We start from the raw sequence: 13,074 nt of genomic DNA, 5'->3' as shown, positions 1-13,074 counted from the left end.
GGAAGACCCGGCCGGGAGACCTCAGGTAGCTCGCCGGGAGATCGGGATGAAGGTCGAGATGACGGGCATGAGACGGGGCGGAACAGGACACATAGGCGTCAACATGATGGGTTAGGGTAGTGAATCATGGCCGAAACCCCTCTTGCTTTTGAAATCGCCACGTTCGTGGTGCTTGCCCTGTTCTTCATCGTCGACCTGTTCGTCATCGGACGGCGGCCGCATGTGCCCTCCACGAAGGAATGCGTGCAGCATATCGCCTTCTTCGTGGTGATGGCGCTGATCTTCGGCGGATTCATCTGGTACTTCGCCGGTTCGAAGCCCGCCATCGAGTTCTACTCCGGATGGCTCACCGAATACTCGCTGTCGGTCGACAACCTGTTCGTGTTCGTCATCATCATGTCGAACTTCGCCGTGCCGAAGCAGCTGCAGAAGTTCGTGCTGTCGGTCGGCATCACCGTCGCGCTGATCTTCCGTGGCATCTTCATCCTCATCGGCGCCGCGCTCATCACCCGCTTCACCTGGGTGTTCTTCATCTTCGGCGCGTTCCTGATCTACACCGCCATCAAGCTCATCGCCGGGGGAGACGATGACGAGGAATACAAGGAGAACGGCATCATCCGCACGCTGCGCAAGGTGATTCGCATCTCCAACGAATACGACGGCGAGAAGCTGCGTACCACCAAAAACGGCGTACGCTACTGGACGCCGATGCTCATCGTCTTCCTCGCGATCGGCACCACCGACGTGATGTTCGCGTTCGACTCGATCCCCGCGATCTTCGGCCTGACCAAGGACCCGTTCCTCGTGTTCACCTCGAACGTGTTCGCGCTGCTTGGTCTGCAGCAGCTGTACTTCCTGCTCGGCGCGCTGCTCGACAAGCTCGTCTACCTGCCCGCCGGCCTGTCGATCGTGCTGGGCTTCATCGGCGTCAAGCTCATCATGGAGGCCCTGCACGGCAACACCCTGCCGTTCATCAACGGCGGTCAGGGCGTCCACTGGGTGCCCGAGGTGCCGACCTGGCTGTCGCTGGCGGTCATCGTCGTGGCGATCGGCGGCGCCGCGATCGCATCCGTCGTCAAGATGAAGCAGGTGGAGGGGAAGCCCGCTGCCTCGTCCAAGTGACGGCGTGGCCGGAGGCGGAACCGCCGCCGGCCACGGGACTGATGCGATGTTTACCGCATCGTGAACGCTATGGGAACGCTCACGGAATTGCCTTGGAAGGGCTGATTCCGTGAGCGTTCCCATTGTTGCGGCCATTGGGTTGTGAGCGCTAACAACACGCCTTACGAAAAACTGGATTCACCGGAGGGAACCTAGTACACTGCTGTAGTGGAAAACGGAGCCATTCCGGTTCCGTCCGTTGCAAAGTTAGGAATAGGCAACATGCGCAAAGCCAAGATCGTCGACACCATCGGCCCCGCCAGCGAGTCCCTTGAAGGCATCACCAGCCTCGTTGAGGCCGGCATGGACGTGGCCCGTCTGAACCGTTCCCACGGCACGCCTGAGGACCACCTCAAGGTCTACAACAACGTGCGTCAGGCCTCCAAGGCCGCCGGCCGCAACGTGGCCGTGCTGGTCGATCTGCAGGGTCCGAAGATCCGCTGCGGCTGGTTCAAGAAGAACGCCGAGGGCGAGGACAAGGTCGAGCTCAAGGAAGGCCAGGAGTTCGTCATCACCACCGACGACATCGAGGGCGACGAGCACATCACCTCCACCACCTTCAAGGGCCTGCCGGGCGACTGCCACCCGGGCGATCCGATCCTGATCGATGACGGCAAGGTCCGCCTCGAGGTCACCAAGGTCGAGGGCAACAACGTCCACACCAAGGTCGTCGTCGCCGGACCGGTCTCCTCCCACAAGGGCATCAACCTGCCGGGCGTCGCAGTCTCCCTGCCGGCTCTGACCGAGAAGGATGAGGAGGACCTGCGCTGGGCCATCCGCACCGGCGCCGACATCATCGCCATGTCCTTCGTGCGCTTCGCCACCGACATCGACCGCGCCCACGAGATCATGGACGAGGAAGGCCGTCGCATCCCGATCGTCGCCAAGATCGAGAAGCCGCAGGCTCTGGAGAACCTCGAGGACATCGTCAAGACCTTCGACGGCATCATGGCCGCCCGTGGCGATATGGCCGTCGAGTGCCCGCTCGAGGAGGTCCCGCTGGCCACCAAGCGCATCATCGAGCTCTCCCGCCAGTACGCCAAGCCGGTCATCGTGGCCACCGAGGTCCTCGGCTCCATGGTCCACTCCCCGGTTCCGTCCCGCGCTGAGGCCTCCGACTGCGCCAACGCCGTCCTCGACGGCGCCGACGCCACCATGACCTCCAACGAGACCGCCGTCGGCGAGTACCCGGCCGTCACCGTCTCCACCATGGCCCGCATCTCCGGCTTCGCCACCGAGCACGGCTTCGACCGTATCCCGGCTCTGAAGAACCTGGACATGTCCTCCACCGGCGCCGTCTCCTCCGCCGCCGTCGACCTGGCCGACAAGCTCAACGCCAAGGCCATCGTCGCCTACACCCAGACCGGCAACACCGTGCACCGCGTCTCCCGCGAGCGTCCGGCCGCCCCGATCTACGGCATCACCAACAACGAGCACACCTACCACTGGCTGGCTCTGTCCTGGGGCACCGAGGCGTTCCTGCTCGACGAGGATTACCACGACAAGTCCCGCAAGGATCTCATGGTCTTCACCGACAAGATCCTGCGCGAGGCCGGCAAGGTCTCCAACGGCGACAAGGTCGTCATCCTGAGCTCCGCCCAGGGTCTGCACCAGCCGGGCAGCACCGACTCCATCTACGTCCACACCGTCGGCGCCTGCGACTGATCAGCGCCAACCGCACCGCCGTCAGTGAGACCGGAGGAATGAGCCGTCTGCACTGACAACGGTGCGCGTGATCTGATGGATATGAGTGATCCCCCATCCGTTTAGGGTGGGGGATCACTCGTTGATGCGTTGATACGCACGCACGCGACGCATCAACGCGCACGCCGTCAGTGCACGACGGTCACGGTCGACTCGGCGAAGTTGACGATCTGACGTGAGACCGATCCGAGGAAGTGCGCGTCCAGACCACTCAGGCCGCGCGAACCGACCACCAGATGGCTGGCGTAGCGTGAGGCGGCGATCAGGCCCTTCGAGGCGGGGATGTGGAACGCATGCGTCTGGACGGCCAGTCCCTCTGGCACCGCGGTATCGCTCATCAGACCGTTGAGCAGCTCCTCGGCGCGGCGCTGCCCGACCTCGATCGGGGCCACCGAGTTCTCGTACCCTTCGATGTGGCCGAGATCGCGCAGCTGCCAGCAGAACAGCACATGCAGCGGTGAATCGTGGACCTGCGCCTCGTGCATCGCGAACTCCAGCGCGCGCTTCGAGGTTTCGGAGCCGTCCACGCCGACCACGATCGGACGACGCGACTCCTCGACCACGCCCTCGCTGGGCACGTAATGCACCTTCTCCTCGACCGGCGTCAGGGCGTTGGCGATGTCGTCGGTCACGGTCTCGTCCTCGCTGCCCGCGATGCGCACCACCGTCACCGGCACCTCCGCCTCCTCGGCGAGCGAGGCGGACAGGGATCCCATGAACCAGCGCGCCACACGTCCCAGCGAACGACGGCCGACCACGATCTGCTGTGAATCCTTGCCGATCTGCAGCAGCGCGGACGTGCCGGACGCCTTCACCGAGGTGAGCTTCAAACGTTCGGGATCGAAGTCGATGCCCTCGGACGCCTTATCCACCCACTGCCGCAGCTGGGCGGCGATGTCGTGGCGCATCTGGGCCCACGCCTCCTTGCTGTCCGGCTCGGAACCCATATCCCACGATTGCGTCCAGCCGAACACGGCGTTGATCGTCTGCCCGGTCAGAGCCGCCTCGCGCATCGCCCACTTCAACGCCGCGAACGACTCGTCGGAGCCATCGACACCGACGACGATGTCGGCGTCAAACTGCTGTGTGGTCATCATGTGCCTCCTATCAATGTGGCTATACCATCAGCATAATGGCCGCGGATACGTTTTGAGCGGAATATGGGCGGAAAGTCGCCAAACGTCATCGCGAATCGCTAGAGTGAACCACAGTGTCAATTGAGGAAGGACAAGTATGTTCGAACGGTTTACAGACCGTGCGCGGCGCGTGATCGTGTTGGCGCAGGAAGAGGCGCGAGCCCTTCAGCACAACTACATCGGCACCGAACATCTGTTGCTCGGCCTGATCCGCGAGGGTGAGGGCGTGGCGGCCAAGGCGCTCGCCGCGAAGGGCGTCGAGCTGGACGCCACCCGCAAGCAGGTCGAGGAGATGATCGGCAAGGGCAACGCGACGTCCAACGGTCACATCCCCTTCACCACGCACGCCAAGCAGGTGCTCGAACTGAGCCTGCGCGAGGCGCTGCAGCTCGGCCACAGCTACATCGGCACCGAGCACATCCTCCTTGGTCTCATCCGCGAGGGCGAGGGCGTGGGCACCCAGGTGCTCATCAAGATGGACGTCGATCTGGGCGAGCTGCGCTCGACCACCATCGACATGATCCGCGGCAACTCGGGCACCGCCGATGCCAAGGGCGATCTGGCGAACGCCGGCGGCGTGGCCGACAAGTCCAACAAGACCGGCTCCGCCATCCTCGACCAGTTCGGCCGCAACCTGACGCAGGAGGCCGCCGAGGGCAAGCTCGATCCGGTCATCGGCCGCTCCAAGGAGATCGAGCGCGTGATGGTGGTCCTGAGCCGCCGCACGAAGAACAACCCGGTGTTGATCGGCGAGCCCGGCGTCGGCAAGACCGCCGTCGTCGAGGGCCTCGCCCAGAAGATCCAGGCCGGAGACGTGCCGGAGACCTTGAAGGGCAAGCAGGTCTACTCGCTGGACCTCGGCTCCATGGTGGCCGGCTCCCGCTACCGCGGCGACTTCGAGGAGCGTCTGAAGAAGGTCCTCAAGGAGATCAAGACCCGTGGCGACATCGTGCTGTTCATCGACGAGATCCACACGATCGTCGGCGCCGGTTCGGCCGACGGCGCGCTCGGCGCGTCCGACATGCTCAAGCCGATGCTCGCGCGTGGCGAGCTCCAGACCATCGGCGCGACCACGACCGACGAGTACCGCAAGTACATTGAGAAGGACGCGGCCCTCGAACGTCGTTTCCAGCCGATTCAGGTGCACGAGCCGACCGTCGCCGAGACCATCGAGATCCTCAAGGGTCTGCGCGGCCGCTACGAGAACCACCACCACGTGACCATCACCGACGGCGCCCTGCAGGCGGCCGCCGAGCTGTCGGCGCGCTACATCCAGGACCGCAACCTGCCGGACAAGGCCATCGACCTGATCGACGAGGCCGGCGCGCGTCTGCGCATCAAGCGTCTGACCACGCCTCCGGAGCTGAAGGAGCTCGAGGACAAGGTCACCAAGGTCTCCGCCGAGAAGGAGCAGGCCGTCAAGGACCAGGACTTCGAGAAGGCCGCGTCGCTGCGCGACAGCCTCGAGAAGATGCAGGCCGATCTCAAGACCAGGCAGACCGCATGGCATGAGGGCGAATCCGACTCCAAGATGGTCGTGGACGAGGACGTGATCGCCGAGGTCATCTCCTCCTCCACCGGCATCCCGGTGTTCAAGCTCACTCAGGCCGAGTCGAAGAAGCTGCTCAACATGGAGGCCGAGCTGCACAAGCGCATCATCGGTCAGGACGAGGCGGTCTCCGCACTGTCCCGTTCGATCCGCCGCACGCGCGTGGGCCTCAAGGATCCGAAGCGTCCGTCCGGCTCGTTCATCTTCGCCGGTCCGACCGGCGTGGGCAAGACCGAGCTGGCCAAGACCCTCGCCGAGTTCCTGTTCGACGACGAGGACGCGCTGATCCGCGTCGACATGTCCGAATTCTCCGAGAAGTACGCCGCCTCGCGTCTCTTCGGTGCGCCGCCGGGGTACGTCGGCTACGAGGAGGGCGGCGAGCTCACCGAGAAGGTGCGCCGCAAGCCGTTCTCCGTCGTCCTGTTCGACGAGATCGAGAAGGCCCATCCGGATATCTTCAACACGTTGCTGCAGGTGCTCGACGACGGTCATCTGACCGACGGCCAGGGCCGCAAGGTGGACTTCAAGAACACGATCATCATCCTGACGACCAACCTCGGCACGCGTGATATCGCCAAGGCCGCCAACACCGGCTTCAACCTCGGTTCCAACACCGAGTCGAGCTACCAGCGCATGAAGGAGCAGGTGAGCGCCGAACTCAAGCAGCAGTTCCGCCCCGAGTTCCTCAACCGTCTGGACGACATCATCGTCTTCAAGCAGCTCACCGAGCCGCAGGTGCGTCAGATCGTCGATCTCGACATCAAGCAGCTCAACGATCGTCTGTTCGAGCGTCACATGTCGCTCGAGCTCACCGACTCGGCCAAGGACCTGCTCGCGCAGAAGGGCTTCGACCCGCTGCTCGGCGCCCGTCCGCTGCGTCGCGTGATCCAGCGCGATATCGAGGACGCCATCTCGGAGAAGATCCTCATGGGCGATCTCAAGGACGGCCAGCGCGTGGTGGTCGACTCCGAGGGCGAGGGCATCCTGGGCGAGTTCACCTTCAAGGGCGAGGCGTTCGAGGAGCCGAAGGCCGACGGCACCGAGGGCGAGGGCGACAAGCCCGAGCTGGTCGGCGCGTCCGCTCCGGCTGCGTCCGGTGACGCCCCGGCCCAAGCCGATGGCGCCGACGCTCCTCAGGAGTGATCTTCTCAGCTCCCTAAATAGCCGATGAGGTCCCTGATTCCAAGGAATCAGGGACCTCATGTCGTTTCGGGGCCGATCGGCCGATCGGACCTCACCATCGCTCAGCCGCTGAAATCGACCTCGCCGAGCTTCTCGATGAGCTTCATGTTCTCCGAATAGTCGACCGGGCAGGCGATGATGTCGATGCCCGACCCCGAGCGCAGCGCCGCGCGCAGCACGGGGTAGAGCTCGTCCGCCGATTCGATGAGATGGCCCTTCGCGCCGAAGCTCATGCCGAGCGCGACCACATCCGGATTGTTGAAGTCGACGTATTCGTGCGCCCCGTCATGGATGTCCATCTTCCACTTGATCAGACCGTACGCCTCGTCAACCCACACGAGGATCACGATGCGCGCGCCGACGCGCACCGCCGTCTCGATCTCCTGCACGTTCATCATGAACGAGCCGTCGCCCATCACCGCGAGCACGGGCCTGCCCGGATGCTCCAGCGAGGCGGACACCGCGCCGGGCAGCGTCCACGCCATCGTGGAGAGCGAATTGTCGATCACGCACGTGTTGGAATAGTAGGTGGGGTAGAGGCGCGCCATCCACATCTTCAGCGCGCCCGTATCGACCAGTGCGATGTCGGTGTCCGTCTCCATCGCGCGGCGCGTGTCGGCGACGATGCGCTGCGGCTTCATCGGGAACGAGTCATCGTGAAGATACGCATCGTATTCGTCGGTGAGCAGCTCATGGATCTTCGGATGCGATACGCCGAACGTGATCCGATGCTCGCGCAGCGCGGCGATCAGCGCCTTCAGCGTGGTGTCGATGTTGCCCATGATGTTCAGAGCCGTCGAATAGTGCGCGTCCGTGTCCTCGATGAACGTATTGATGTGGATGATCGTCTTGTCGTCGTTCGGATTGATCTTCTTCGGATCGAACTGCTGGATCGAGAAGCCGACCGCGATGATGAGATCCGCCTCGTCGAACGCGAAGTTCTCGTAGTCGTGACGCATGAACCCGACCACGCCGAGCGCCAGCGGGATGCGATCGGAGATCACGCCCTTGCCCTCGAACGTCGTCGCCACCGGCACGTTGAGCTGTTCGGCGAGCTCGAGCAGACGATTCTCGGCGTGACCTCGCGCCACGCCGTTGCCGGCGAGGATGATCGGATGCTTCGCGCTGCGGATGATGTCGACTGCGCGCGCGATCGTGTCCTCGGTCGGCGCGAAGTCCATCGGATCGGGCAGCGGCAGCGGATGCGCGTCCTCGGGCGCCGGCATCTCGGCCACATCCTCCGGCAGGATCAGACAGGTCGCACCCGGGCGGTTGCGCTGCGCGATCGAGAACGCCTTGCGCACCATCTCCGGCACCGACGCCGGCTCCACCACCATCGACGTCCACTGCGTGAGCGGACGGAACACGGAGACCAGATCGACGATCTGATGCGACTCCTTGTACAGGCGCGTCACATTGCCCTGCGCGCAGATCGCCACCAACGGCACTGTGCTCGCATTCGCCTGCGCGACCGGCAGCGTCAGATTGAGCGCCCCCGGTCCGAGCGTCGCCAGACACACACCCGGCCTGCCGGTCAGATGCGCCTGCGTGGCCGCCATGAAACCGGCCCCCTGTTCGTGACGCGTCAGGATGAATCGGATGCGTCCGTCTCGGGCGATCGCCTCCATCAGCGGGATGTTCTCCTCGCCGGGGATGCCGTACATCGTCTTCACGCCCTCGTTGACGAGGCATTCGACGAACAGATCGGCCACCGTGCGCACATGCGTCCTCGACTTCGAAGCGGTGTGCGACGTGTCCGTGACGCCGTTGCCAATATTGTTGTTCCGGATGCTGCCGTGATGTTCCTGCACTTGTTCCTCAACTGCTGTTGTCATGCAAGAGGAATCTAAACGGACAATGTTACGTATGCGTGTTGCCTATCACGAGCGCAATGGGTGCCAACGTCGTCGCACCGATGCGTCGGCGGAAATTCACCTCGGGGTCGCGTATGGCACCACATGCGTTCAATCGCCGGGCATAGCGTTGCAAACGTGAGCAGGATGAAGTTGGGCCGGCGCACAATGGCCGGCAGGCGACCGGGGGTCGTCATCGCAGTCGTCATCGCATTGGCCGCAACGGCCTTCATCGTTCCCCGCGCCTCCGCGACAAACCCGGGAATCACACTCTTCCCCGGGGCCGGCGCATCCGACACGCGCACGGTGACCATCGCCGACATCACCGATTTCCACGGACACGTCGAACGCGGCGAGGACAACGCCTCGGCGTTCGCGCTCGCCGAAGCCCACAACCCGGGAGCCATGGTGAAGGTCTCCGCCGGCGATCTGGTCGGCGGCAGCCCATACGAATCCGCGTTCGAGCAGGATCGCCCGACGCTCGACATGGCCCGCGCATGGGGGCTGACGATCTCCGCGATGGGCAACCACGAGCTGGACCGCGGCGTGAAGGACTTCAACGACCGCATCGCGGACCCGGCCAACGGCATCGACTGGCTGTGCGCGAACATATCCGCCGCCAACAAATCCCCGAACGGCAAGCTGAGCCGCGTCAAGGACTACGTGATCCGCAAGGTCAACGGCAAGCGCATCGCATTCGTCGGCGCGCTGACCGACGCGCTCGGCGCCGTGGCCACTCCTCAGATCACCAAGGACGCCGATCTGACCGAGGACGCCGTCCATGCGATCAACCGCGTGGCGGACAGGCTGCGCGACGGCAACGAATCCAACGGCGAAGCCGACGCGGTGGTCGCGCTCCTGCACGCCGACGCCAGCGCCGCCGAAGGCACGAAGCGCGGCGAGGCGATCGACGGCAACGTGGATCTGGTCTACACCGGCCACAGCCACGCCATCAAGCGCGGACGCACCGCCGCCGGCGCGCCGGTCATCGAGGCGGGGTCGTTCGGCAGGCAGATGGCCGTGCAGGATCTGGTCATCACCGGTTCCGGACGCCACGCGAAGGTTGAGGTGCGTGACGTGGACCTCGGCAACGGCATGACCCAGACCGCCAACGCCAAGGGCGTCTACGATCTGAAGGGACTCGTGGAGGGCTGGAACGGCGCGCATGTGGGGCAGGCGGCATGGCAGTCGGCGGGCGCCGATGATACCGCGCCCATCGTCAAGCGCACGGACGACATCTACGCCGACGCCGCGGATCGGGCCGATCGGGTCGGCTCGCGAGTGGTCGGCACCATCGCCAAGGGCGCGTACTTCGGCAAGGTGGCGTCGCACGGCACCGAAAGCGCGCTCGGCATGCTGGTCGCCGACGCCGAACGCGACGCGGTACGACGCGCCTTCTACGCGGGCGACCGCATCCCCGTCATCGGCTTCTCCAACGACGGCAGCCTGCGCACCGACAACCTCGATGTGAACGGCGATGGCAAGATCAGTCTGCGCGAGGTGGACAGCATGATGGCCCTGCAGTTCAAGGTGTCCAAGCGCGTGCTCACCGGACGCCAGCTCAAGGCGGTGCTCGCCCAGCAGTGGAGGGGCAAGGCCGGACGGCTCGTCGTCTCCCGTCTCGGCGTGTCGTCCAACGTCTCCTACCGATACACCACCGACGGCAAGGCGCCGTTGGTGCCGGGGGAGAGCGTCGAGGACGCCGGCAGCGTCTCGATCGTCGACCTGAAGATCGACGGCAGGCCGATCGACGACGACGATCTGGTCATCGCGGCATCCAACTCGTTCCTCCTGCAGGGAGGCGACCGATACACCGCCTTCCGTGCCGGCACCGACTACCGGGAGCTCGACAAGGGATACGGGCAGGCGCTCGTCGACTATCTCTCACGTCATCCGAAGGTCGGATTCTCGGCGCCCGTGACCGGTACCGTGCTGGTGTGAACCATCCCATCGCGTCCATTCCATGGAAACCGCAGGATGAACGGTGATACCATGGCCATGTAAGTGGTCCGATGAGTGAATGTCGGTCATTACATGGGGCATGCATGACGGCCGTGTGCTCGTGGCACGTATCGGCACGTCAAGGAGACGATGTGGAGCAGGGGTTTACCGCGTGGTATCGCACACGGTTCAGTGTTCGGCTCGGTGTACCGCGGTCCGCGGGGGAGGATCGCAGCAGACTCATCCGCGCCATCGTCTGGTCGGTGCGCGACTGGTTGGAGGACACGTACGGCAAGGACGCCTCGCCGTATTCCGTGGAGTATCTCAACGCCATGTTCTGGCCCAAACGGTACTGGAATTCATGGGAGATGGGCGGCGACCTGCCGAAGATGACCTTCGTGAGCACGCTGCGTCACGCCCGGTCCGACGTGCAGGGCACCGCCTGCAGCATCAGGGGAGCGGACGGCGAGATCGAAACGTGGGCGTGCCGTGTGCAGGAGCGGGTCATGGTCATGGACCCCGACGAGTCGCTGCGTCGGTTCCCGCGGATGTGGCGCACCGACATCGCGTTGTCCGAGCCGGACGACGGTGCGGCCCGTCACGCTCGTTCGCTGGTCATGGATATCGCGGTCTCGTATCGTGACGAGCGATCCGGCTTCGGCGTCGCGCAGGATGTTCCGGATCCCCGTCCGCCGCGCCTGCTGCGGTTCCTGATCGACAACGAGCGCCTCATCTGCGAATGCTCCAGCGTGCCGCTGACGATGATGGATCTGACTGCGACGGCACAGTCGGCCGCACCTGATGCGGAAGGGGTGGGCGGCGTCGCGCAGGACGGGACGCGCTCCCGCATCAGCGCACACGACCTGTGGGACATCGTGTCCGATCCCAAGCGCGATGTACCGTTGGCGGTCGTCGGTATCGACGCCGGTACGCGGCGTCCCCTGATCGACGTCGGCGCGCTGCACGACATGCTGTTTCCGGACATGATGGTGTGCGTGCCGCGCGATATGCGCGCCATCGGCGAGATCCGACGCGTCTTCGACGCACGGATGCCGGGCTCGTCACCGCGCGCCGACGCCGTGCGCGTCTACGCGGCGCATCCCGCATTCCCCGCATGCGATGACGATCCGGACGAGGATCCGAAGCTGGCGCGACTGATCACGAGCGAACTGGGCCGGCATCCGAGCGTGACCCGCGCCCAGATCGACGCGTATCGGAGCCTCACTCGGTCCGTCGCGGATGCTGCGGATACGGATAATACGGATACGCGGACTGACGGGACGACGTGGCGCGACGCCATCTGGCCTCCGACCGACGGCACCCGGACCAGGGACGCGGCGACGCTGCTGCTGCGCGACCTGCTCGAAGAGCGGATGCCCGACATGACGGTGGACGTGGACTCCATCCTGCGTGTGCGAAACCGGCATGAGGAGACGGCGAAATCGGTGCGGTTCGAACGCCAGCTCAAGGAGTCGGCGAACAGGATCGAACGACTGGAGCGTCAGACGGAACGCGAACGGGCCGCATACGATGACAGAATCCGCGATCTGGAGAAGGACAACGACCGTCTCTCACGCCGTCAGAACCAGATGGATGAGGAACGCGATCTGCTCGAACGGTCGATGATGCGTCTGCGCGCCGACAAGATCGCACTCAAGGGTCGCGCGAACAAGGCGGAACGCGAGCTGCGGGCCATGACGGCGCAACACAGGACGGCCGAAGTCGCGCCGAACGGCAACGGCGTGACGGGCGGACCGGGCGTCACTGGCATGCGCACCATGGCGGACCAGAACGAGGACGCGCAGATCATCGCCCTGCTCAACGACGACAACCGACGGCTCGAACACGAGGCGCGCGAGTACGAACGACGGATGGGCGAGCTGACCCGCAAGAACGAGCAGCTGAGGCAGCGCATCATGGCGCGTGTGGCGGGCTCCGGCGTGGCGGCGGAACTCGAGGCCGCACGCGGACTGCTTTCGGCGAAGCTGCCCGCGAAACTCGTCTCGAACAGCCGGGTGTCCAACAGCCGGTACGATCAGGACATCGTCCGCTTCTACGAGACGTTGTATCCGGATCGCATCAGCGTGCACGACAACGCATGGCGCACGTTGCGCGAGTGTGTCACCAAACCGTCTCTGGTCTGGCAGGCCATGCAGCTGATCTGCACGGCGGTCTACGACATCTACTCTACCGGTCAGGGCAGCGGCAATCCGGGCGACCGGTTCAGGACGTACCCGGACGTGGGAGGGTTCGAACTGGCCGAAAACGAAGGTCAGCAGACGCATCGCGACGCCAAGTTCATGCGATTGCGACAGATCGAGGACCACGGCCGGACCCTGCTCATGGAGCCCCATCTGCGCATCGGCAACCGGGAGGACGACGCCTCGCTGCGCGTCTACTTCGCGTGGAATCCGGACACCGGACGCATCGTGATCGGGGCGATCGGACGACATCTGGAGAACTACACGACCCGCACCCGCAAGCGCTAGCCTTTCGAAACGACACCCGAAACGACACCCGAAACGACGAATGGCCGGTCGGCGCATCC

The 13,074-nt window shown here is 64.6% G+C and carries 7 protein-coding genes; 5 read left to right on the top strand and 2 right to left on the bottom strand.

The genetic code is table 11. The features are described from left to right. Positions 1-126: 126 nt before the first annotated feature. Together EMB92_RS07630 and pyk are read left to right on the top strand one after the other, a co-directional pair. The gene (locus tag EMB92_RS07630; protein WP_140444411.1) at positions 127-1,122 is read left to right on the top strand and encodes a TerC family protein; all 996 of its coding nucleotides are present in this window, start codon (positions 127-129) and stop codon (positions 1,120-1,122) included. Between the two features lie 261 nt (positions 1,123-1,383). Next, on the top strand, positions 1,384-2,826 hold the full coding sequence (gene pyk, locus EMB92_RS07625) for a pyruvate kinase (RefSeq protein ID WP_150394392.1): 1,443 nt from the start codon (positions 1,384-1,386) through the stop codon (positions 2,824-2,826). A gap of 167 nt (positions 2,827-2,993) precedes the next feature. On the opposite strand, the gene EMB92_RS07620 is transcribed toward pyk, so the two are convergent. Next, positions 2,994-3,959 carry a universal stress protein gene (locus EMB92_RS07620; protein ID WP_150394391.1) on the bottom strand — a complete coding sequence of 322 codons (966 nt, stop codon included), beginning with the start codon at positions 3,957-3,959 and terminating at the stop codon, positions 2,994-2,996. 139 nt (positions 3,960-4,098) lie between these two features. Here EMB92_RS07620 and EMB92_RS07615 point away from each other — a divergent pair, with 139 nt between their 5' ends. Beyond that, complete coding sequence (locus EMB92_RS07615) at positions 4,099-6,693, top strand: ATP-dependent Clp protease ATP-binding subunit (protein WP_150394390.1); 2,595 nt, start codon at positions 4,099-4,101, stop codon at positions 6,691-6,693. Positions 6,694-6,794: 101 nt separating this feature from the next. Here the strand turns inward: EMB92_RS07615 and EMB92_RS07610 are convergent, their stop codons facing one another. Then, on the bottom strand, positions 6,795-8,567 hold the full coding sequence (locus EMB92_RS07610) for an acetolactate synthase large subunit (protein WP_150394389.1): 1,773 nt from the start codon (positions 8,565-8,567) through the stop codon (positions 6,795-6,797). A gap of 165 nt (positions 8,568-8,732) precedes the next feature. Here EMB92_RS07610 and EMB92_RS07605 point away from each other — a divergent pair, with 165 nt between their 5' ends. Further along, positions 8,733-10,526, top strand: coding sequence for a bifunctional metallophosphatase/5'-nucleotidase (locus EMB92_RS07605; RefSeq protein ID WP_150394566.1), 1,794 nt, complete (start codon positions 8,733-8,735; stop codon positions 10,524-10,526). 152 nt (positions 10,527-10,678) lie between these two features. Then, positions 10,679-13,015 (top strand): hypothetical protein, encoded by a 2,337-nt coding sequence (locus tag EMB92_RS07600; RefSeq protein WP_150394388.1) that lies wholly within the window; start codon positions 10,679-10,681, stop codon positions 13,013-13,015. Positions 13,016-13,074 lie beyond the last annotated feature (59 nt).

This window comes from Bifidobacterium callitrichos, from assembly GCF_008698085.1.
GTDB lineage: Bacteria > Actinomycetota > Actinomycetes > Actinomycetales > Bifidobacteriaceae > Bifidobacterium > Bifidobacterium callitrichos.
Note: the sequence above shows the minus strand (reverse complement) of the source record. Positions and strands in the feature narration are given on the sequence as shown.